20 protein-coding genes are annotated in these 22,906 nt (G+C 55.7%); 16 read left to right on the top strand and 4 right to left on the bottom strand.

The genetic code is table 11. The annotated features are described in order from the left end of the window. Entirely contained in the window at positions 1–555 is a 555-nt protein-coding gene (locus tag FHW66_RS01695) for a carboxymuconolactone decarboxylase family protein (protein WP_183377974.1), read from the bottom strand. Between the two features lie 93 nt (positions 556–648). Beyond that, on the bottom strand, positions 649–1,584 hold the full coding sequence (locus FHW66_RS01690) for an AraC family transcriptional regulator (RefSeq protein ID WP_183377973.1): 936 nt from the start codon (positions 1,582–1,584) through the stop codon (positions 649–651). Between the two features lie 305 nt (positions 1,585–1,889). Between FHW66_RS01690 and FHW66_RS01685 the strand changes: the two genes are divergently transcribed. From FHW66_RS01685 to FHW66_RS01675, 3 genes are all read left to right on the top strand, one after another. Next, on the top strand, positions 1,890–2,837 hold the full coding sequence (locus FHW66_RS01685; protein WP_183377972.1) for a TauD/TfdA family dioxygenase: 948 nt from the start codon (positions 1,890–1,892) through the stop codon (positions 2,835–2,837). 334 nt (positions 2,838–3,171) lie between these two features. Further along, complete coding sequence (locus tag FHW66_RS01680; RefSeq protein WP_183377971.1) at positions 3,172–4,260, top strand: FAD-binding oxidoreductase; 1,089 nt, start codon at positions 3,172–3,174, stop codon at positions 4,258–4,260. A 34-nt stretch (positions 4,261–4,294) separates the two neighbouring features. Beyond that, positions 4,295–5,011 carry an aspartate/glutamate racemase family protein gene (locus tag FHW66_RS01675; RefSeq protein ID WP_183377970.1) on the top strand — a complete coding sequence of 239 codons (717 nt, stop codon included), beginning with the start codon at positions 4,295–4,297 and terminating at the stop codon, positions 5,009–5,011. A gap of 166 nt (positions 5,012–5,177) precedes the next feature. Here the strand turns inward: FHW66_RS01675 and FHW66_RS01670 are convergent, their stop codons facing one another. Further along, positions 5,178–5,969 carry a MetQ/NlpA family ABC transporter substrate-binding protein gene (locus FHW66_RS01670; protein WP_183377969.1) on the bottom strand — a complete coding sequence of 264 codons (792 nt, stop codon included), beginning with the start codon at positions 5,967–5,969 and terminating at the stop codon, positions 5,178–5,180. Positions 5,970–6,189: 220 nt separating this feature from the next. Between FHW66_RS01670 and FHW66_RS01665 the strand changes: the two genes are divergently transcribed. The 6 genes from FHW66_RS01665 to FHW66_RS01640 are packed head-to-tail and all read left to right on the top strand — an operon-like array spanning position 6,190 to position 13,229. Beyond that, positions 6,190–7,788 (top strand): ABC transporter substrate-binding protein, encoded by a 1,599-nt coding sequence (locus tag FHW66_RS01665; RefSeq protein WP_183377968.1) that lies wholly within the window; start codon positions 6,190–6,192, stop codon positions 7,786–7,788. A gap of 14 nt (positions 7,789–7,802) precedes the next feature. Further along, positions 7,803–8,780 carry an ABC transporter permease gene (locus FHW66_RS01660; RefSeq protein ID WP_183377967.1) on the top strand — a complete coding sequence of 326 codons (978 nt, stop codon included), beginning with the start codon at positions 7,803–7,805 and terminating at the stop codon, positions 8,778–8,780. Positions 8,781–8,809: 29 nt separating this feature from the next. Then, positions 8,810–9,658 carry an ABC transporter permease gene (locus tag FHW66_RS01655; RefSeq protein ID WP_183377966.1) on the top strand — a complete coding sequence of 283 codons (849 nt, stop codon included), beginning with the start codon at positions 8,810–8,812 and terminating at the stop codon, positions 9,656–9,658. Then, positions 9,655–11,382, top strand: a complete 1,728-nt coding sequence (locus FHW66_RS01650) for an ABC transporter ATP-binding protein (RefSeq protein ID WP_183377965.1) — start codon at positions 9,655–9,657, stop codon at positions 11,380–11,382. The genes FHW66_RS01655 and FHW66_RS01650 overlap by 4 nt, the downstream gene beginning before the upstream one ends. A 27-nt stretch (positions 11,383–11,409) precedes the next feature. Further along, on the top strand, positions 11,410–12,249 hold the full coding sequence (locus tag FHW66_RS01645; RefSeq protein ID WP_183377964.1) for a VOC family protein: 840 nt from the start codon (positions 11,410–11,412) through the stop codon (positions 12,247–12,249). A 38-nt stretch (positions 12,250–12,287) separates the two neighbouring features. Next, positions 12,288–13,229: an ABC transporter substrate-binding protein gene (locus FHW66_RS01640; RefSeq protein ID WP_183377963.1), complete on the top strand. Its 942-nt coding sequence runs from the start codon at positions 12,288–12,290 to the stop codon at positions 13,227–13,229. Between the two features lie 15 nt (positions 13,230–13,244). Here the strand turns inward: FHW66_RS01640 and FHW66_RS01635 are convergent, their stop codons facing one another. Further along, entirely contained in the window at positions 13,245–14,150 is a 906-nt protein-coding gene (locus tag FHW66_RS01635; protein WP_183377962.1) for a LysR substrate-binding domain-containing protein, read from the bottom strand. Between the two features lie 254 nt (positions 14,151–14,404). Between FHW66_RS01635 and FHW66_RS01630 the strand changes: the two genes are divergently transcribed. The 7 genes from FHW66_RS01630 to FHW66_RS01600 all read left to right on the top strand — a co-directional run bounded on the left by FHW66_RS01630 (position 14,405) and on the right by FHW66_RS01600 (position 22,906). Next, positions 14,405–15,562 (top strand): branched-chain amino acid ABC transporter substrate-binding protein, encoded by a 1,158-nt coding sequence (locus FHW66_RS01630; RefSeq protein WP_370543425.1) that lies wholly within the window; start codon positions 14,405–14,407, stop codon positions 15,560–15,562. A gap of 66 nt (positions 15,563–15,628) precedes the next feature. Continuing rightward, positions 15,629–16,120: an L-2-amino-thiazoline-4-carboxylic acid hydrolase gene (locus FHW66_RS01625; protein WP_183377961.1), complete on the top strand. Its 492-nt coding sequence runs from the start codon at positions 15,629–15,631 to the stop codon at positions 16,118–16,120. After that, entirely contained in the window at positions 16,117–17,358 is a 1,242-nt protein-coding gene (locus tag FHW66_RS01620; RefSeq protein ID WP_183377960.1) for a Zn-dependent hydrolase, read from the top strand. The genes FHW66_RS01625 and FHW66_RS01620 overlap by 4 nt, the downstream gene beginning before the upstream one ends. Positions 17,359–17,712: 354 nt before the next feature. Next, positions 17,713–19,332: an ABC transporter substrate-binding protein gene (locus FHW66_RS01615; protein WP_183377959.1), complete on the top strand. Its 1,620-nt coding sequence runs from the start codon at positions 17,713–17,715 to the stop codon at positions 19,330–19,332. A 61-nt stretch (positions 19,333–19,393) separates the two neighbouring features. Beyond that, positions 19,394–21,007: an ABC transporter substrate-binding protein gene (locus tag FHW66_RS01610; protein WP_183377958.1), complete on the top strand. Its 1,614-nt coding sequence runs from the start codon at positions 19,394–19,396 to the stop codon at positions 21,005–21,007. Continuing rightward, a complete protein-coding gene (locus tag FHW66_RS01605; protein ID WP_183377957.1) occupies positions 21,007–21,990 on the top strand; it encodes an ABC transporter permease in 984 nt (327 codons plus the stop codon). Before FHW66_RS01610 ends, FHW66_RS01605 begins: the two co-directional genes overlap by 1 nt. A 13-nt stretch (positions 21,991–22,003) precedes the next feature. Further along, on the top strand, positions 22,004–22,906 hold the full coding sequence (locus FHW66_RS01600; protein WP_183377956.1) for an ABC transporter permease: 903 nt from the start codon (positions 22,004–22,006) through the stop codon (positions 22,904–22,906).

Here is a 22,906-nt window from a genome sequence, read left to right as displayed (position 1 = left end):
TCAGATTGCGCCTTCAAGGTAGGGCTGCAACTCCGGATTGACCGGTGTGCCGGCGAGACTATTGGCGAAGTTGCATAATGTCGCCAGGCTGATGCCAAGCAATACTTCAAGCGCCTGAGCCTGATCGAAACCAGCGGCGAAAAATGCGTTCAGGTCGGGCTGGTCGACCTTGCCACGCGTGGCGATAACCGCCTCCGCAAAGCGCCGCACTGCATCCAGGCGGGCATCATCAATGGGCTGTCCCTGCTGCAGGGCGCGTACGCCCGGCAGTGAGATGCCAGCTTTTTTGAGAGCTACCGCAGTATGACCGGCGACACAGAAATCACATCCATGTATGCGGGCAGCAGTAATCTGGACCACTTCCCGTTCGGCTAGCGTCAGGCTGCTGCGAGCATTGATGCCGGCGACTGTCAGATAGGTTTCCAGTGCTACCGGTGCATTGGCTAATACGCCGATCAGATTCGGCAGAAAGCCGTTACTGACAATGGCGCGTTCGACAAAGGGACGGCTGGCTTCAGGCGCAGATTCCAGTGTGTGCAGGGTGAGGCGGGACATTGGTTACTTTCGGAAGAAATGGTGTCTGCATTATCTCCAGCGTCGTCATCGCCTGCCAGTAACGACAGTCTCGTTTTTGTGCTCAATCGTCTTTCATTGAACAGCACTGACGATCCGGCCATTGCTATTGCCACTGCTCGCGCGACGATAGGCGCCCGGTTGCAGACCAATTACTTTCTTGAATGCGCGCGAAAATGCAGCATACGAGCGATAGCCGACATGCTCTGCCGTCTGATCAATCGTGGCGCCGGCATCCAAACGCTGGGCCGCAATCTGCATCCGCAAAGCAAGCAGAAATTGTGCTGGTGGTTGGCCGCAGGAGGCGACGAAGTGTTTATAGAAGCTGGCCCGCGACATGTGCGCCAGACGGGCCATGCTTGCAATTGACCAGTCCTCTCCGGGAGCGCGCAGAAGATGCTCCAGCAGCGGCGCAAACTCAGGGCGCTGGGCTACTGCCAGCAAACCGCTGGCAACATCCTGCAAGTGCGCGACGTGACGAATGACATAGAAAAACAGGACTTCAGCCAGGCGCGCAATGAGCGGCGAGGGGGTATCCGGATGCGTGCCTGGTTCATCCAGAATCAGCTCGAACAACGTTGCGGCAGCACGTAATTGCTGATCATCGGCACGGATCACCAGATGGGTGGGAAATGCATTGAGCATCAGTTCGCCAGCGGTACCGTGAAAATGAAAGAAGCCACAAGCCAGCCCGGTATCACCGCTACGCACATTTTCCAGACGTTGCATGCTGGTCATGGCAGGCATCATCGCTGGATCAGGGTGTAATTCGGGACTGAGAAAGTGTGGCACGTCGCGTAACAGAAACACGCTATCGCGCGGCCCCAGCAATAGCGCGGGTTGGCCGGGTATATGGAGATAACAGTTGCCATGCAAAATCAGATGAAAACTGCCGCAGCCGCGTCCTGCAGTGGAAGCCTGCCAACGACCACAGTATTTGCCGACATGAAAAATCGAGGTGTCCAGCTTCAGACCATTGAGTAGCCAGTGCACCAGGCGATCAGTTTCCATTGTTCTTACTCTTCATCACGTTGAGTTCATTTGCGTTCACCCCACGGCAGATAAGGCCGCGCTGGGTGACGGTGTCATCCTGAAGGGTGATGCGCCGAAACTAACGGTAGTGCAGGAAATGGCGAAGTAATTTTTTCGTACATACATATGCAAAAAATGCAGAAGACATCTGCGGCAGCCGGAAAAACTATCTAAAGTTATTTGAAATCGTTCTTGGACGTTGGCAGTCGTCATTTTCATACTCGTTGGTTTTGGTACTACCCTCGTTATGGTCGGCAACGTGCCGGCCTCTACCAGGAGATGAGATGAATGCCCTCGTGAACCCACCCGTTCCGACCTATGAACACATTAGTGTGCAACCATTGACCTTGCATATTGGTGCCGAAATAGGCGGTGTTGATCTAACCCAGCCATTGTTGCCGGCGGCGGTTGCTGAAGTGCGTGCTGCCTTGTTGCAGTGGAAGGTTATCTTCTTTCGCGACCAGCATCTGAGCCATGCGCAACAGGTTGCCTTCGGCAAGCAGTTTGGTGAGCTGACGCTGGGGCATCCGGTATTTGGTTATGTGCCGGGCCACCCTGAGGTTTATTCGGTTGGGCGCGATCGTTTGCCGAATCGTTTTGAAGGACCAAGACTGGTGCGTCCCTGGACCGGCTGGCATACCGATGTGACGGCAGCGGTCAATCCACCTGCCGCATCAATTCTGCGTGGTGTCGTGGTGCCGCCGTATGGTGGCGATACGCAATGGACCAATCTGGTCGCCGCGTATCAGGGCTTGTCACCCACGTTGCGCAGCTTTGTCAATACGTTGCAAGGCGAGTATCGCTTTACGCCGCCCGAGGGTAATCGCGGTAAGCAGGAGTTTGTCAGCAAGGTGGCTGCGCGACCACTGGTCAGTCATCATCCGCTGGTACGTGTCCATCCAGAAACCGGCGAACGGGCGCTGTATGTGAGCCCATCCTTCCTCAAAAATATCGTCGGTCTGCACCCGCGTGAGAGCGAGCAATTGCTGACGCTGCTGTTTGAACATGTCGTGCGTCCGGAATATACGGTGTGCTTCAAGTGGCAAGAAGGCTCGCTGGCATTCTGGGATAACCGCTCCACGGCCCATCTGGCACCAGTGGATTTCTATGACAGTGACTTTGATCGTCAGCTCTACCGCATCACGCTGGTTGGTGATGTGCCGGTTGGTCCCGATGGAAAACCGTCGGTGAGTATCGAAGGTGAGCCGGTGCTAGCCCATAGCGTTGAGTGAGCACGGCTGTGAGCGGGCGCTTGTTATGAAAAAAACATGCAAGCTTGCTTGAAATGATTATTGGAGTGCATGAGGCAATGTTGGTATAGTTTTTTCATTCCTCTTGCCTTTGGAATAAACAGGATGTCGTTGCTCCTCCCTCAATGACATCCTCATGTCGATCTGGTCTTAATCTAGCGTCGACATGTGAGCAGATTCACCGGCTGGCCACTTTGCAGATAGCACTGGGCTGGCAGAATCTCCTCACATGTCGGTGTTGGTGGCGACAAACATTTTCCTCTCCGCGCTAACGCTGTTCGTTCAATTTCTCCCATCTACTTATTTTTCCCCGATCATGATTATTATCATTGGCGCTGGTGTCGTCGGTGCCTCGCTGGCATTTCAACTCGCACGAGCGGGCGTCCCGGTCAAGGTTATTGATGCAGGACGGATTGCTGGTGGTACCAGTGCCAGCAGTTTTGCCTGGGTCAATTCACACGATAAGACTCCACGTATCTATCACGATCTCAATGTGGCAGGCATGCATGCACATCGGACATTGCGGTCACAGTTTGCAGCAGCACCATGGTGGCATGAGGGCGGTACCATCGAATGGCGGGCTGGTGATCCGGCACGCTACCGTCAAAAGATCGCTGATCTGCAAAGCTGGGGCTATGTCGCACAATGGCTTGATCCGCACCAGCTTAGGGAGCTGGCGCCAGACCTCAACCAGGCTGCTGTTGGCGATGCACCAGTGGCTTTCTTCCCGGAGGAAGCCTGGATTGATCCGGTGGTATATAGTCATTATTTACTGACTGATGCACGTGAGCATGGAGCACAGGTGGTCACGCATCAAGCGGTAATCGAGATCCGTCAGCAGGGGCACAAGGTGGTGGGACTAAGGACTGCCGATGGCACGCTGCACGATGCCGATATTGTCGTCAATTGCACCGGTCGCTATGCGGATCAAGCTGCGATTCCCCCGATCTTGCGTATTCCAATGACGCCGACGGCGGGTTTGCTGTTGTTCACACCGCCACTGGCCCATGGTCTCCGGCAGATTCTCTATACGCCGCAGGTACATATCCGCCCTGATGGCGCAGGGCGATTACTGATTTGTCGTAACGAGCTGGAAGTGGCCGCTGATGCACAATTTCATGCGCGTTCACCAGAGGTGCTCGCGTTACTAGCGGCGGCGCGTGAAGTCTTGCCGCTGTTACGGGATGTGGAGCCGGAGGTACTACGGGTCGGGGTACGCGCCATTCCTGCCGACCAGTTACCCGCGATTGGACCTTCGCCCGGGATCGGCGGTTACTACAGTGCGATTACGCATAGTGGTGTGACTTTGGCTCCCTATATTGCTGAGTTGATTGTGGACGAAATTGTGCATCAGCGACCGCGCCTCGAACTGACTCCGTTCAGACCGCAGCGTTTCTTCGTCTGAGGTCATTACCGGAAACTAATCACAGGACACTATCATGGCGAATACGAAAAAGACTTTTTATGGCGTCAGCATCGGCATTCTGATGGTCAAAACGCATTTTCGGCGTTACCTTGGCGATATCGGACATGCCGGTACCTGGCCATTCCCGGTCCAATACCGCATCGTTGCGGATGCGGTTCCCGCCAAAATGACCGATCTGCATCAGACCAGTTTGCTTGAACCGTTCAAGCAGGCAGCGCGGGAACTGGTCGAGGCTGGTGTCGATGGCATTACGACCACCTGCGGCTTTCTGTCCATCTATCAGCGTGAACTGGCAGATTTCTGTGGCGTACCTGTGGCGACCAGCAGTTTGTTGCAGGTGCCATTGGTGCAGCGATTGATTGCCTCAGACAAGCAAGTCGGTATTCTGACCTATGATGGTGCTGCACTCAGCGGAGCTTATCTGGAGGCGGTCGGCATCGCTCCCGATACACCGGTCTATGGCATGCCACCTGATTCAGAGTTCGTACGATCCATCCGAGAGGGGGATGACACTGTGCCGTTTGAGGTATTACGCGAGGAAGTGCTGGAGCTGACCGCGCAGATGCTGCGCGCCCATCCGGGGATTGGTGCGATTGTCTCCGAATGCACCAACCTGGCGCCATTTACAGCTGATATCGAGCGCACATTCGGATTGCCGATCTACGACACGGTATCGATGGTCAACTGGTTTTATGCCGGTCTGCGGCCGCGTCGTTTTGCGCAGGAATAGGCGAGGACGTTTGGTTTGATTCGGTAGAAAAATAAAAAGGAGCCACTGGCTCCTTTTTTAATCCTACTGCCTACCATTCGCTACCGCCTGGTTGCTCTTTCCTGTTTGGTGTGTGTTAGCTTTTTTCAGCTATTTTTCAGCTATTTTTCAGCTATTTTTCAGCTATTTACCAAGCCGGGATCACAGTACCGTTGAACTTGCTGATGATTAACTGCTTGATCGGATCAGATTCAAAAATCTTAATGAAACGGGCAATCCTCGGATCGTCCTTGTGGTCGGCACGTGAGGCCCAGATGATAGCCCATTGCGAGGATTTATCCTCTAGCAGCAACGCATCCTTCGGGTTGAGCCCAGCCAGTACGCCTTTGTTCAGTGTGACCACGCCTGCATCAATATCGACCAGCACACGTGGCACCTGTACCTCGTCCAGCAGGACAATGTTGAGCTTCTTGGGATTGTCGATTATGTCGTTCAGCCCGGCGTTGGTATTGGCTCCGCTCTTCAGTTTGATCAGCCCTGCCTTCTGCAGCAAGAACAGTGCGCGTGCTTCATTGGCAGGGTCATTCGGGATCGCAATTTTGGCCCCCTGCGGGAGACCGGAAATCGCCTTGTACTTGGCAGAATAGATGCCGGCGGGTGCCACGAAGCTGGGTTTGATTGAGACAATCTTGTAGCCGCGTGACGCGTTCTGCTTATCCATGTAAGGGATATGCTGGAAGTTATTGACGTCGATATCGCCAGCCTGGGTTGCTTCGTTGATCTGGGTCGGTTCGGTAAATTCGATCACCTTGACCGGGAAGCCTTGCGCATTTGCAATTTTGGCAGCCTCTTGCAGAAAATCACTGTAGGGACCGGGTGACGCGCCGACGCGTAACGGTGCATCGGTGGCAAAGCAGCTGGCACTTAATGCAAGTGTGGTTGCGAAGAAAATACTCCTGAAAAAAAGAGTCGATGACACGATCGCTATTCCCTAAAAAATCAATCAGGTCGAAAATTTTAGCAAGGCATCTGCGATGCAAGAAGGATCAATTTCGCAGCTAGATAGTTGATTTTCTTCTGTCCTTTACAGCGATGGACAAGATAAGAAAACCGCATTAGCAAGTACGTTTTTAATCCTTCCGTGTGCCAGTCCGCAAAATTTACACTCTCAGGTCGTGTTAACTACCTCCTGATAAACCATGTCTGCCAATCGCCGTCAGTTTCTTTTGTCATCCGGAACCCTGCTGGTCGCGTCTGCCTGGCCTACCATTTCATTTTCGCAAACCGAGCCACGTCGCGGTGGTGTGCTTAATGTCCATCTCGGTTCGGAACAACGGATCCTGAATCCGTCGCTGCGCGCGTCTACCGGCGTCTATATTGTCACCAGCAAGATTGTCGAAGCGCTGGTTGATCTGGATGCGGATGGCAAACCGGTGCCACAATTGGCGACTGCCTGGAATTCCTCCAAGGATGGCAAGACCATCACCTTCAAGTTACGCGAAGGCGTGAAGTGGCATGACGGCAAGCCGTTTACCGCTGCCGATGTGCAATACAACGCGCTGGAGCTATGGAAGAAGCAGCTTAACTACGCTACCGCATTGCATCTGTATCTGCGCGCGGTCGATACTCCGGATGCACATACCGTGGTATTCCGTTACGAGCGGCCAATGCCGATTGACCTCTTGCTGCGGGCATTGGCTGACCTTGGCTATGTGGTGCCACGCCATGTCTACGAGGGGAGTAATGTGCTGGAAAATCCAGCCAATACAGCGCCTATCGGTACCGGTCCATTCAAGTTTGTGCAATACCAGCGCGGCCAGTTCATCATCGCTGAGCGCAATCCTGACTACTGGCGCAAAGGCTTGCCGTATCTGGACCGGATTGTCTGGCGCATCATTACCGACAAGTCGGCGGCTACCGCTGCACTGGAAACCGGTCAGGTACAACTGAGCGCGTATTCGCAACTGGCACTGGCTGATCTGGATCGGCTGCGCAAGAATCCCAAGTTTGAAGTGCGCAGCAAGGGGCTCGAAGCCAATGTGTTCAACAATACGCTGGAGTTCAATGTGCGCCGCAAGGAGTTGTCCGATGTGCGGGTACGTCGGGCGATTGTGCATGCCATCGATATCAAGTACTTCATCGACAACTTCCTCTACGGTCTGGGTAAGGAGGCGGCCGGTCCGATTCCCTCAAGCTCTTCGTTCTTCCCCAAGGGCAGCAAGCCGCCGTATCCATTTGATGTCAAACGTGCCGAGGTCTTGCTCGACGAAGCGGGCTACAAGCGCGGTGCCGGTGGTCAGCGCTTTACGCTGAAGCTGGTGCCGATCCAGAACGGCGAAGATGTGCCATTGCTCGCCACCTTTATCCAGCAGTCGCTGGAGGCAGTTGGGATCAAGGTCGAGATCGTCAACTATGACGTCGCCGGTGCATTGACGGCGGTGTACAAGGACAGCAATTTTGATATTGCTACCGGCTGGCATCAGTATCGCGGTGATCCTGCCGTCTCGACTACGGTCTGGTATCGCTCGGGCAGCCCGGCCGGTGCACCATGGACCAATCAGTACGGCTGGCAGTCAGTCAAGGTGGACAAGCTCATCGACGACGCCGCCACTGAGATTGATCCGGTCAAGCGGCGCACCTTGTATGCCGAATGGCTCAAGGCCGTCAACGAGGAGTTGCCGATCTGGATGGCGACCGAGCGCGAGTTCTATTCGGTGGTCAGTCGCAATGTGCAGAACGGCCATAACAATGCCCGCTGGCCTTCCAGCAGTTGGCATGATACCTGGCTCAAGGCCTGATCGGAGTCGTTGACATGCGGTTTTTTGCATTGGCAGGGCGGCGTCTGCTGGCCGCTTTGCCGGCCTTGCTGATTATTCTGGCGGGCCTGTTTCTGCTGTTGCAACTGGCGCCCGGCGATACGGTCGATGCGCTGGTGGCACAGATGGGTGGCGCTGATGCCACCATGATTGCCAATCTGCGGGAGTATTACCACCTCAATAATTCGGTGTCGATGCGTCTGGGGGACTATCTGTGGCGGTTGGTCCATCTTGATCTCGGCTATTCGGCCATCTATGGCAAACCGGTAGCGTTGGTGATTGTAGAGCGCTTGCCGGCAACACTGTTATTGATGGGCTCGGCACTGGCGATTGCGTTTTCAATCGGTATGGCCCTGGGTGTGATTGCTGCGCGTCAGGTCAACCGCTGGCCAGATACCTTGATTTCTACCGTCGGCTTGATCTTCTATGCGATGCCCTCGTTCTGGTTTGGCTTGATGGGTATTTTCGTCTTTGCGATCTGGCTCGACTGGTTACCCTCAGGCGGCTATGAATCCATTGAGCTGTCGTTACACGGACTGGCGCATGTACTGGATATTGCCTGGCATCTGACCTTACCGACGTTAACGTTATCGATGATCTTTCTGGCGATCTATCTGCGCATCATGCGTGCCTCCATGCTCGAGGTGGCGACGCAGGATTACATTCGCACTGCACGTGCCAAGGGCGTTGGGGAAACGCGCGTCGTGGTGCGCCACATGCTACGCAATGCCTTGCTGCCGATGGTGACCCTGATTGGTCTTCAGGCCGGCACCATGCTGGGTGGTTCGGTGGTGGTGGAAACCGTATTTGCGCTGCCAGGACTGGGGCGACTGGCCTATGAAGCGGTGGTGCAGCGCGATCTTAATACCTTGCTCGGCATTGTGTTTGTGTCGGCATTGCTGGTGATTGCGATCAATTTTCTGGTGGACTTGCTGTATGCACGGCTGGACCCGCGCATTATCGGTACGCGCTGAGGCGTGCACTGTTATTTGAAATCGATCTCATGACGTTGCCTAATTTATTCATTCTATTCAAACGCTATGCACGCAACCCGGCGGCGGTGGTCGGGCTGGTCTTGCTGCTGCTGGTGATTGCCGCAGCGCTTGGCGCTGGCTGGCTGTATCCGCACAATCCACTGAGTCTGGCCGGGCGGCCCTTGCAATGGCCTGGGCAGAACCCACGTTTTCTGCTGGGTACCGATCAGGTCGGTCGGGATATTGCGGCGCAGATTCTTCACGGTGCACGGGTTTCGCTTGCCATTGGCTTGATTGCCACTGGAATTGCCGCGCTCATTGGTCTGGTGCTGGGAGCCGTTGCTGGCTTTTATGGCGGCTGGGTTGACGACGTGCTCATGCGCGTGACCGAAGCCTTTCAGATCCTCCCCAACTTCCTGTTGCTGCTGGTATTGGTCGCAGTCTTTGGCTCCAATATTCACACTGTTATATGGTCCATTGGTATCGTCTCATGGCCCGCAGTGGCACGCCTGACGCGCTCGGAGTTCCTGAGCCTGCGTCATCGGGAGTTTGTGCTGGCGGCGCGCAGCCTCGGTGTTGGTGATCTGAAACTGATTTTTCGCGAAATCCTGCCCAATGCGCTGCCACCGGTCATCGTCTACGCCAGCGTGATCATGGCCGTCGCCATTCTGCTGGAGAGTGCGCTGGCCTTCCTCAATCTGTCGGACCCGAACGTGCCCTCCTGGGGCAACCTGATCGGTGCCGGACGTGGCGTCATTCGTGATCAATGGTATGTCTCGGCGATTCCCGGTGCGGTCATTCTGGTGACCGTATTGGCTATTTCACTGGTGGGGCAGGGCCTCAATGATGCACTTAACCCGAGGTTACATCGCTCATGACCCACGCTGTTTCGATTGCACCCGATCGCCCGCATACGTCAGCACCGCTGCTGTCGCTACGTAATTTGTCGATCGCCTTACCCGCGGGTGCTGACCGCAGTCTGGCGCTCGATAACGTATCTTTTGATCTGCACCTCGGCGAAATCCTTTGTGTAGTGGGTGAGAGCGGTTCCGGCAAGTCATTGACTGCCAATGCCTTGCTTGGCCTGTTGCCTGATGGTGTGCGGGTACAAGATGGGGAAGCACTGTGGCAGGACCCATCGACACCGCTGACGCTGGACCTGCTGGCGCAGTCGCCCGAGGCATTGCGGCATTTGCGCGGCAGTCGTATCGGCATGATTTTTCAGGAGCCGATGAGTGCGTTGAATCCGTTGCACAGCATTGGCAGTCAGCTCAGAGAAGTATTTCAAGTGCATACCAGCCTGCCACGGCAGGAGATAGATGCACGGGTGCTGGCCTTGCTGCAGGCGGTCAATCTGCCGGATCCGCAGCGGACCTTGCGGGCCTATCCGCATGAGCTCTCCGGTGGTCAGCGGCAACGTGTGATGATCGCCATGGCATTGGCACTGGAGCCGGCGTTACTGATTGCAGACGAGCCCACCACCGCGCTTGATGTGACAACCCAGGCGCAGATTCTGCAGTTGATCCATGATTTGCAGCGACGCAAGGGTACCGCTGTATTGTTCATTACCCATGACTTCGGCGTCGTGGCCGATATCGCCGACCGGGTGGTTGTCATGCAACGTGGTCAGCTGGTGGAGCAAGGGCCAGCCGCAACGGTACTCACGCAACCGGCGCATGCCTATACCCAAAGCCTGATTACGGCGGTGCCATCGATGTTGCCGCGAGTGAGCGCGGCTGCTCCGGCAGTGCAGCCTTCAGTGCCGCCGCCGGCATTGACCATTCGGGGATTGAGCAAAAGCTATTCGCCGCGTGGCTGGTTCAACCGCAAGGCGGCCGCCACGCAAGCGCTAGCAGATGTCAATCTGACTTTGCCTGCAGGTGGCACCGTCGGTGTGGTCGGTGAAAGTGGGTCTGGAAAATCGACACTGGCGCGGCTGATCCTTGGCTTGCTGGAGCCGGATGCCGGTGAATTGCTCGTCGCAGGACAAGCCTTGCCGACACTTGCTTCAGCGCCATGGCAGTTTGCCAGTGCTGCACAAGCCAGACGGAAGCGGGCGCGCGCGATACAGATGGTGTTTCAGGATCCGTACAGCTCTCTGAATCCGCGTCGGCGGGTGGGTGAAATCGTCGCCCAAGGCCCGATTGAGCAGGGCTTGACGCAGCGTCAGGCAATGGCTAAAGCACGTGAACTGTTTGAACTGGTCGGGCTCGATCCGGCTGCCTTGCAACGCTTCCCGCATGAGTTTTCGGGTGGTCAGCGCCAGCGTATCGGTCTGGCGCGTGCACTGGCGCTGGAGCCAAAAATCCTGTTGGCCGATGAACCCGTGTCGGCACTGGATGTATCGGTGCAGGCGCAGGTGTTGGCATTGCTGGCGCGCCTGCGCGAACAGCTCGGGCTATCGATACTGTTCATCACGCATGATCTGCGTGTGGCAGCACAGATCTGCGATCACATCGTCGTGATGCAACAAGGGCGCGTGGTAGAGCAGGGTAGTAGTAGTGAAGTTTTCGGGCGGCCAGTGCATCCTTATACACAAGCCTTGCTGGCCGCCGTGCCGGGGCAACAATGGCATGCCGAGCTGGCGCGTCAGGTTGCCTAAACCATTTACGGGAAACAGGAGTCTGTCATGTCTGAACGCATCGATCATGTTGTTATCCACGTCGAGCAGGAGCTCGATCAGGCTGCCGATCAATATACGCGTCTGGGTTTTACGCTGACGCCGCGCGGTCATCATTCCAAAGGCACCAGTAATCATCTGGCGATCTTCGGGGACGATTATCTGGAGCTGCTCGGTGTTGAACCGCATAACGCCAGCAAGCCCGGCATTCAATGGGAGCATCCGCATGGCCTGGCTGGTCTGGTGTTCAAGACTAGCGATGCTGATCAGACCTGGGCTGCTTTGAGCGCACGCGAGGTGGCGCTGGATGGTGACGGGCCGGGGGCCTTTCACCGACCGGTAGAAGTCGATGGCCAGTATCTCGGTGATGCGCGATTCTGTACCTTGCGCATTGCTGCGGACCTGGTGCCCAATGGACGCGTATTTTTTTGCGAGCATGGTACGCCCGAGCTGGTCTGGCGCAGCCAGTGGCAGCAGCATGCCAATGGTGCCACCGGACTGGCCGAGTATGTGTATGTCACACCCGACCCGGTGCGCTCGGTTGCCTTGCTGAGGCAAGCCTTTGGCGCTGAAGCGATTTCAGAGCATCCTCATGGAGTGCGCTTTCAGGCAGGCCCGACGGCAGTCTGGTACCTGCGGCCCGAAGGCGTGGCTGCACATTACGGTATTGCGCTCAGCGCCGTGCCGCATCACATTGAGCGCGCCATTGGCCTGACCATAAAGGTCGCCTCACTTGATCGTGTAGGTCGATTGCTGACCGAGCGCAGTGTATCGGTGCTGCACGCGGATGCAAAAAGGATTGTGGTAGCGCCTGCGCTGGCACAGGATGTGATTTTTTCATTTGTCTGAGACACCTCTATCACTTTTTATCTGGAGCATTGCGTCACATGTCGCTAAAAAAACTGGCAGCAGCATTACTGATGGTCCTCGGTGTGCACACTGCGCAGGCCAAGGAGCCCGTTACCCTGATCGTGGGTGAGCAAAATTATTACAACATTCAGGCGTCGATGGAGGCTTCCGGCGTTCTCAAGGATTTGCCTTACAAGATCGAATGGAAGCATTTTCAGGCCGCCGCACCGATTGCAGAGAGTCTCAACAGTGGTGCGCTTGATCTCGGCTTTCTTGGTGATTCCGGTTTGCTGACATTGGCAGCGCGAGGGGCGCCAGTGAAGGTCGTTGCTACCTCGCGTCAAAATCTGGACGGGGTGGCCATTCAGGTGGCCGGTAATGCACCAATCCGCACCGTACAGGACCTGAAAGGCAAGACCGTTGCTGTCTGGCGTGGTGCATGGAGTCAGCAATTGATCCTGCGGGCGCTCGAACGTGCCAACTTACCGCCTGACTATGTCAAGTTCTCTTACCTGATGCCGGTGGATGCAACGACCGCACTGAGCAATGGATCGGTCGATGCGGTTTCGCTATGGGAGCCATTTGTCAGTACGCTGCAGTTGCATCAGGGCGCACGTACACTGGTCACCGCCAAAGGCTTGATGCCGGCGCTTAGCTTTGTTGCCGCCTATGACAAATCAGCACAGGACAAGCATGCCGAGATTGAGGACTTTCTCAAGCGTTTGATCGTGGCCCGACGCTGGGTTGATAGTCATCTCGACGAGTACGCCGAGCTTTGGTCCAAGCGCGCCAACATTGATCGTGATGTCGCCTATCGCTGGTTAAGTACTGCCCATCAGGCAGTCGGGCCGATCGACGATCAGGCTGCCCGCGATGCGCAGGATACCGCCGACTTCCTGTTCAAGCAGGGTGTCTTCCCGCAGCGCTTCGAGACCCAAAAAATTCTCGACCGCTCATATGCCACGGTGTTTGCGAAATAATTCGGGCTATCCAGACTATCCGGAAATCAGGGCGATCTGTCGGTACATCCAGTCACGCAGACTGATCGCCCCGGGTGTCAATTCGTTGGCCGCGCGCTGGCAGAGGTAGTAATCGCGACCATCATCGAGTGCGACTTCAGAGAGCTTGATCAGACTCCCCTGTTGCAGCTGATGTTGCACCAGCGGCTCGCGCATCAATGCGCAGCCCAGATCGGACAGCGTTGCCGCCAGCGTCAACTGTCCGTCTTCAAAGATCGGACCATCCAATCGCGGTGGTCGTTTGCCCAGCGCCAGATCAAACCACTGCAGCCAGCCTAGCCGTTCCTCATCATGCAGGAGTGGCAGCGTCAGTAAATCTTCCAGATCATGGAAGGGGCCATGACGGTCATAGAACACTTTGCTGCATACCGGTACCATTTTTCCCGAGAGGATTTTTTCGCTTGAATACCCTGCCCATTGACCGGTGCCAAAACGGATCGACAGATCTGCCGCATCGCTGAGGTAATTGCGATGGTGGGCATAGCTGACATGAATATCGACGTCAGGATTCTCAGTCTGAAACAAGGCCAGATGAGGAATGAACCAACCCATGCCAAACAGCGGAATCAGGCTGATGGTGACCTGTCGCACGGCCGAGTTGGCGCGTACATGGTCGGTTGCATCGCGCAGTAGTGAAAAGGCTGAGCGAATGGCGCGGTAATACTCCCGGCCTTCATCGGTGAGCACCAGGTTGCGCCCTTGTCGCAGCGTCAGCGATACATTCAGAAAGCTCTCGAGCAGATGCAATTGATGGCTCACCGCCGAAGGCGTAATGGCCAGTTCTTCGGCTGCACCGATGACGGTGCCGAGCCGGGCAAATGCTTCATAGGTGCGAAGCGCACGCAGCGGTAGTTGATCGCCAAATTGTTCTAAATTTTTCATGTATTAAATTTTACTGAAGTGATTTGATTATTTTCGCCATGATTGAATTTAATGTAAACAATTGAATTTAAATATATAAAATTACTTTTCATTAGGTTATCTATTTATATTCTTTGTTCTTATTTGTTAAATCATTCAATATTTCTCAGCTTTGAAAACAATGCCCTTACGGCTACAGGTCGGCTCAGGTTGAGCCGTTTTCATTTTCCGGAGAAGAGATGTCTCATCATCAACACAATCAAAACAAGCCAGCGCTGCAGGTGCGCACGGGTACGCTACGCATGCTACTGGCAGCGGCTGCTGCCCTTTGCACCTTGCAGGCGACTGCACAAACTGCCGCCGCCCCCAAGACAGTCCTGATCGGCCTTGCGGCCCCGTTGTCCGGTGCCTCGGCACGGATTGGCAAGGATTTGGAATATGGTGCGCAATTGGCGCTCGATGATGCCAATGCCAAGAAGCCTGTGATCGGTGGTCAGCCCGTGTTCTTCAAGTTGCTGGCGGAAGATGACCAGTCCGATCCGCGCACTGCTGTTGGTGCTGCGCAGCGGCTGGTGGATGCAGGTGTGGTCGGTGTTGTCGGGCACTGGAATACGGGCACCAGTATTCCAGCTGCGCGGGTCTACAACGCCGCTGGCATCGCCCAGCTGGCACCAGCTTCTACGGGTCATCAATACACATTGCAAGGTTTCAAGACCAGCTTTCGCGTGATGGGGCATGACGATATCGGCGGTGAATACACGGGGCGCTACGTTGTGGAAAAACGCAAGGCGCAACGGATTGCTGTCATCGACGACCGTACTGCTTTCGGTCAGGGGCTGGCCGACCAGTTCGTCAAAGGTGTCAAGAAATATGGCGGCAATATCGTCGCGCGCGAATACGTCACTGACAAGACTCAGGACTTCAGTGCGGTGTTGACCAGCATTCGTGCCAAGAATGCTGACGTGATCTTCTTTGGCGGGATTGACGCCCAGGCAGCACCATTGGCGCGTCGCATCAGTGAGCTGGGTATCCAGGCCAAACTGGTCGGCGCCGGTGGATTCGTGAGTCAGACCTTTCTGAATCTGGCTGGCAAGGAAGGTGAGGGTGTCGTCGCACTGGAGCCTGGTTTGCCGATCGCGCAGATGCCTGGTGGCAAATCCTTTGATCAACGTTACCAAGACAAGTACAAGCAGCCGATCGAATTGCACGCTCCGTTTGCCTACGATGCCGCAGCAACCCTGATTGCAGCCATCACCAAGGCCGACTCGGTAGCACCGGCGCGCTATTTGCCGGTATTGCAACAGATCAGTTACGACGGGGTTACCGGCCGTATCTCGTTTGACAGTGAAGGCAATCTGAATAACCCGGCGTACACCCTGTTTGAGGTACGACAAGGTAAATGGGTCCCGGCCGAAGTGCTCGGCGGCAAGTAAGTATCGCTTAGGTAACGACTCCCGGCCGTCTGGCCGGGATTTTCCATTTTCAGGAGTACAGCCACGATGGCAGAAAATAACGAACTGGGCATTCTGGCGCGACGGCGCATTGAAGCTGAAATCATCAAGCCTATCTACGACATTCTGGTGCGCGAACTTGGTCAGCCGCAGGCGGCAGCCATCATCGGCGAGGCGGTGTCCAAAGCGGCGATAGAGGCTGGGCGCAGTTTCGCCCAGCGCGAAACGTCTCCGGCTGATCTGCGCAGCTTTGTGGCGCTGCAACCGCTGTGGGAGAAGGATCAGGCCTTGACCGTGGAAGTACTTGCCAGCGATACGCAGCACTACCATTACGATGTCACCCGTTGCCGCTACGCCGAGATGTACCGTGAGATGGGTTTAGGTGAAATAGGTCATCTGTTGTCCTGTAATCGCGACGCCGAGTTCATCGTCGGCTATGCGCCGCAAGTGACCCTGCAACGTACCGGCACCATCATGCAGGGAGCACCACGCTGCGATTTTCGCTACACCGCTGTGGCCGCTAAGAAGGCGTCATCATGAGTCATTCAGGTAGCGCACAAGCGCGTATCAATGGCCCGCGTCTGTGGGATAGTCTGGCAGTCATGGCCTGTATTGGCGCCACCCCCGCTGGTGGCGTAACACGTCTGGCCCTTAGTGAACAGGACCGTCAAGGGCGCGATCTGTTTGTGCGCTGGGCACGTGAAGCCGGTTGCAGCATCCGCATCGATGCCATGGGTAATATTTTTGCCCGGCGTGCTGGTCTGGATGAGACGTTGGCACCGGTGCTGACCGGTTCCCACGGTGACTCTCAGCCACTGGGCGGGCGCTTCGATGGTATTTATGGCGTACTGGCCGGGCTGGAGGTGGTGCGCGCACTCAACGATGCGGGGCTGCAGACACGACGTCCGATTGAAGTGGTCAACTGGACCAATGAAGAGGGCTCCCGTTTTGCACCTGCAATGATCGGCTCAGGGGTGGCCTGTGGTGTCTTCGATCTGGAGTATGGCTTGTCCCGTACCGACCGCGACGGCTGCACCATTGGCGAAGCCTTGCAACAGATCGGCTATGCCGGTGCTGGCCAGCCGCGGCTGGATGTACATGCCTGTTTTGAGTTGCACATTGAGCAGGGACCGATTCTCGAATCCGCTGGCGTCACCATTGGTGTGGTGCAGGGCGGTCAGGGGCAACGCTGGTATGAGGGAAGTTTTAGCGGGCAGGCCGCACATGCCGGTACGACGCCCATGGCGCGTCGGCGCGATGCTTTGCTCGGTCTGGCAGCCCTGAGTCTGCAAGTGCATCAGATCGGGTTGCAGTATGCACCGCAGGCAAGGGCGACGGTGGGCAGTGTCAGCCTGACTCCTAATTCACGCAATGTCGTGCCGGGACGGTCTGACTTCACGGTGGAGTTCCGTCATCCTGATGAGGCTGTATTGCAGCAGATGGATCAGCTGTTGCGTGTTGCTAGCCGCGATATCGCAGCGCAGTATGGTCTGCGCGAGCAGATCGAGCATGTGTTCTCTTATGCGCCGGTCGCCTTTGATGCGACTTGTGTTGGGCAGGTACGTGCAGCTGCGCAGCAGCTGGGGTATACCCATCAGGACATCATTTCCGGAGCCGGGCACGATGCCTTGTATGTCAGCCGGATTGCGCCTAGTGCCATGATCTTCATTCCCTGCGTGGAGGGGCTCAGTCACAACGAAGCAGAAGACATTCTGCCGCCGTGGTGTACGGCCGGCGGCAATGTGCTGTTGCAGGCAATTCTGTCTGCAGCGCAGTAGCAATCGTGTGATAGTTGATAAGCAATAAGTAATAAGCAACAAGCGATCAATAAAAACACTCGTCGCCCGGTAACAGGCGGTCATGCAATTTCCGTGTTTGCAAATTCAAAATACTTCGTTCAACTGCAATCCGGTTTTTGCTCTAATGGCCGCTTGTTTATCTTGCCGGTAGTCTCACTGCCGGTCGTATTGCGGAGTCAAACCATCATGTCAGCGCGGGTTGCGCCGTCGACCGCAGAATCCATTTTTCTGTTTTCTTGTCCGGGCGCGCCGCAGGTCGTTGCTGCGTGCATTCCTTGCGCGTACTGATCAGCCGGATTCTGCCGCTTTCTTCATTCCAACCAAGAGTTCACCATGCGCAAGCGCTTAGTCACATCTTTTGCCAACTGCATTCCTGCCTTGCTGGTAGTCACATTGCCGCTACTGGCAATGGCCCAATCCACGCTCACTCCCAGATCCGGTGGCACGTTGGTCGCTATCGTACAGCCGGAACCTGTGACGCTGACCGGTGCGGTCAATACGGCGCAGCCCACCTCATTGATCGCCACCAATGTGTATGACGGTCTGTTGTCTTACGATAATGATCTCAAGCCACATGGGCAACTGGCCGAGCATTGGGAAGTCTCCAAGGATGGTCTGGCGATTACCTTTCATCTGCGGCGTGGGGTCAAATGGCACGATGGCACGCCGTTCACCTCGGCCGACGTCAAGTGGTCAGTGGAAAATGTATGGAAGACTATTCATCCCCGCAACAAGGCGATTCTGGTCAACCTGACGCAGGTCGATACGCCAGATGCCAATACTGCCATCCTGCGGTTTAGCAAACCGTCGCTGGCACTGCTGTCCACGCTCAATTCCTGGGGCGCACCAGTCCTGCCCAAGCATCTCTATGAGGGGACCGATGTCCTGAACAATCCCAATAATAACAGGCCGATCGGTACCGGTCCGTTTGTGTTCAAGGAATGGAGCAAGGGAAATTACATCACGCTGGAACGTAACCCCAATTATTGGGACAAGGGCAAGCCGTATCTGGATCGCATTATTTTCAAGGTGGTGCCGGACGCCGGTGCCCGTGCTGCGTTACTGGAAAATGGCGAGGCTCAGTACGCCGTGTTCAGCCCGGTACCGCCAAAGGAAGCTCAGCGTCTCTCAGATACCGGCAAGGTCAAGGTCGAAACCAATGGTTACCAGTGGTCGTCACCGGTGCTCTATCTCGACTACAACCTGAGCAACAAATATCTGAAAGACGTACGCGTGCGGCGTGCAATCGCCACCGCCATCAATCTCGATAACCTCAACAAGGTGGTCTGGTATGGCTATGGCAAGCCATCGGTGAGCATTGTGCCGAGCACCTTGTCACAGTTCTTTGATAGTAGTGTGCCGCGCTATCCCTATGACGCCAAAAAGGCCGAGGCGCTGCTGGATGAGGCAGGTTTTACACGCGGTGCCGACGGCGTGCGTTTCACACTGAATAATGACTATCTGCCCTATGGTGACGACTATCGTCGTACCGCTGAATACCTGAAGCAATCGCTCAAGCGGGTTGGTATCGAGCTCAATATCCGTAGCCAGGATACGGCGGCTTTCACCAAGCGTGTCTACGGTGATCGTGACTTTGACACCTCTATTTCATGGAATGCCTCTTTCCCTGATCCACAGATCGGGTTGACCCGTATGTACTGGTCTGGCTGGGTTGGCAAGAACGTGCCCTGGACCAATAGCTCTGGCTACAGCAATCCTGAAGTCGATCGTGTGATCGAGCAGGCGCAGGGTGCTGCCACTCAGGCCGAACGGATTGCTTTGTTCAAGAAATTCCAGCAAATCACGCAAAGCGAATTGCCAACTTTGCCGCTGCTGGAGCTGCATTTCTTTACGGTGCATTCACCCCGTCTACATGGCATTTCCGAGGATGGTGATCAATCACAGGGCTCGCTCAAGAACGCCTGGCTGGAGCCGGCGAAGCCAAGTCAGTAATGGCTCGTTGCACAAAACGAACTACCAGGCACTCACTATAAACTTCGAGGGAATGCATAACATGAACAAGACTGTTTTCAATTTTCTGGCAGGCGCAGCGTTATCGATCACGGTGTTTGCCAGCGCCGGTGCCCAGACGCGTGGCGGTACGCTCACTACCATTATTCAGCCGGAGCCGGTGATCCTTTCATCAGCACTCAATACTGCCGCACCGACTGGCTTCTTCAGTGCCAATGTGTTTGATGGCTTGCTGGAATACGACAATAACTTCAAGCTGCGCCCTGCGCTGGCGCAAAGCTGGAATATTTCCAAGGACAGCAAGACCCTGACTTTTCATTTGCGCCACGGCGTGAAATGGCATGACGGCCAGCCGTTCACCTCGGCCGATGTTAAATGGACACTGGAAAACGTCTGGAAGAAAATTCACCCACGTAACCAGATTATTTTTGCCACTGTCACCAGTGTCGACACGCCAGATGACTACACCGTCATCATTCATTTTAGTCAGCCTTCGCTGGCAGTGCTGAGTTCGCTCAACAGCAATGGTGCGCAGGTCTTGCCCAAGCATCTATATGAAGGCACCGACATTCTCAACAATCCGTATAACAACAAGCCGGTCGGCACAGGCCCATTTGTATTTAAGGAGTGGAGCAAAGGCAACTACATCACGCTTGAACGCAATCCCAACTACTGGGACAAGGGCAAGCCTTATCTGGACAAGATTGTCTTCAAGGTGATTCCGGATGCCGGCGCCCGCGCCGCAGCACTGGAAACCGGAGAGGTTCAGTACGCGCCATTTTCGCCCGTGCCGCTCAAGGATGCCGATCGCTTGTCCAAGCTGTCTAGCCTGAAGCTGGAAACGCGTGGCTATGAATGGCTCTCGCCATGGCTGTTCCTCGATATCAATGTCGACCGTCCTTATTTCAAGGATGCCCGAGTGCGTCAGGCACTGGCTTATGCGATTGACCGTAATGCACTCAACAAGGTGGTGTGGTACGGTTTTGGCAAGCCCGCGGTAAGCCCGGTGGTGTCTACGCTCAAGCAATTCCATACCGACGACGTGCCGAAATATGATTTCGATCCGAAAAAGGCGGAAGCCTTGCTCGACGCTGCTGGTCTCAAGCGCGACGCCGATGGTGTGCGTCTGCACATCAGTCTGGATTTCCTCCCCTATGGTGACGATTACAAGCGCAGTGGCGAGTACATCAAGCAAGCCCTGAAGCGCGTCGGTATTGACGTTAATCTGCGGGCGCAGGATACGCCGACCTATACCCGGCGCGTCTATGGGGACCGCGACTATGATCTGTCGGTCGTCTGGTTTGCCGGATTCGCCGATCCACTGGTCGGTGTGACCCGTGCGTACTGGAGTGATTCGGTCGGAAAAAATATCCCTTGGAGCAATGGCTCCGGCTACCGTAACAGCGAGGCTGACAAGCTGATCGAGCAGGCCACTAGCTCGCCGGATCAAAATGAGCGGATTGCCTTGTTCAAGAAATTTCAGCAACGCGTAGAGACTGATCTGCCGTCGATTCCGCTGCTGGAACTGCATTTCTTTACGGTTCATTCGGTTAATCTGAAAGATGCTGTCAGCGGTGTTGATCAGGCCTACGGTTCACTCAAAAATGCATGGTTTGACAGTGCAACCAAGGTAGCTAGCACTGCCGCACAGAAATAATGGGCAAGTATTTATTATCACCGTTGGTGCTGCGTCGCCTGTTGCAACTGGTCGGCGTTGTGCTGGGCGTGGCAGTGATCAACTTCTTTCTGTTGCGACTGGCACCCGGTGATGCCGCGCAGGTACTGGCCGGTGAGGCCGGTGCCGCGACACCCGAATACATGGCCGCCCTGCGCACCCAGTTCGGGCTTGATCAGCCGCTACTGGTGCAGTTTGGCAAGTATCTGCTGAACCTGGCGCATTTCAATCTCGGTTATTCGTTTCGGCATGGCATGCCGGTGGCGCAGTTGATCGGCGAGCGGGTACCGGCAACCTTGTTACTGATGGGGGCCAGTATCCTGTTTGCGGTACTGGTGGGCTCCGCACTCGGGGCGATTGCTGCCTATCGTGTCGGCAAGCTGGTCGATGTGTTGATCTCGACCCTGGCCTTGTTGTTCTTTGCTACGCCCCTGTTCTGGATTGGTCTGATGCTGGTAGTGGTCTTTTCAGTCTGGCTGGACTGGTTACCGGTCGGTGGCATGTTCACAGTGGAAGCTGGATATACCGGCTGGGCTCATATAGTGGATGTGGCACGCCATCTGGTATTGCCGTCTGTGACACTGGGCTTGTTTTATATGGCGGTCTACACCCGGTTGATGCGCGCCACTATGGTCGAAGTGCGGCGGCAGGATTTTGTCCGTACTGCGGTGGCCAAGGGAGCGCGCGCACCGCGCGTGTTGTTTGCGCATGTCTTGCGTAACGCCTCGCTGCCGCTGGTGACCATGCTGGGTGTCCAGATCAGCTCCATTATCGGCGGTGCGGTGTTGGTGGAGACCGTGTTCTCATGGCCGGGGCTGGGGCGACTGGCATTTGAAGCGCTGTTCCAGCGTGATTTCAATTTGCTGCTCGGGATTTTGCTGTGTAGCTCCATCGTGGTGATTGTGGTGAACTGGATTGTGGACTTTGTCTATACCCGGCTCGACCCGCGTATCCGTTTTGCCTGAAAGTGAAATGCTGATGACTGAACTTGCTGCTCCTGTGGCACCAACCGAAACCCTGATATCCCTCAGTCAGCTTGCCGCACCACGTCAGCGTGGCTGGACAGTGCGACTGCTGCATTCACCCTCGGCATTGATCGGCGGCGTGTTGCTATTGCTGGTGGTGGTCATGGCTTTGTCGGCGCACTGGGTGTTTCCCGGCGATCCGCTGGATATGGTGGCTGAGCCATTTGTCCGTCCCGGAGTTGATCAGGCACATCTGCTGGGTACCGATATGCTGGGGCGCGATCTGCTCAGCGGTATTTTTCACGGTGCGCGGGTATCGCTTCTGATCGCGATGATATCGACCTTGCTGGCGCTGCTATTGGGTGTCAGTGGCGGATTGCTGGCTGGTTATTACGGTGGCGCGGCGGATGCAGTTCTGATGCGGTTGACCGAGTTCTTTCAGACGATTCCCTCGTTCTTGTTTGCATTGGCCATTGTCGCGGTGGTCCAGCCGACAGTTCTGACCGTTGCGCTGGCCATCGGCGTTACTGCTTGGCCCAGTCTGGCCCGACTGGTGCGCGCCGAGGTACTGAAGCTGCGCCACAGCGAGATGGTGCAGGCCAGCGCGGCACTGGGTGCTACTGATGCACGCATTTTGTTGCACGATATTTTGCCCAATACCTTGACACCGATTCTGGTCTCCACCTCTCTGATGGTGGCTACTGCCATTCTGACCGAATCAAGTCTGGCTTTCCTTGGGCTGGGTGACCCCAATGTGGCGAGCTGGGGCAATATGGTTGGTGCGGGGCGCGAAGTGATCCGCACTGACTGGTATATCACGACGATTCCCGGCATCGCCATTGTGGTGACGGTGCTGGCATTGAACTTGTTAGGCGACGGGTTGGCCGACGTACTCGATCCGCGCGACAGAAAATAG

The sequence above is a fragment of the Herbaspirillum sp. Sphag64 genome (genome assembly GCF_014192645.1).
Taxonomy (GTDB): domain Bacteria; phylum Pseudomonadota; class Gammaproteobacteria; order Burkholderiales; family Burkholderiaceae_D; genus Herbaspirillum.
This window is presented reverse-complemented; position numbering and strand designations above follow the sequence as displayed.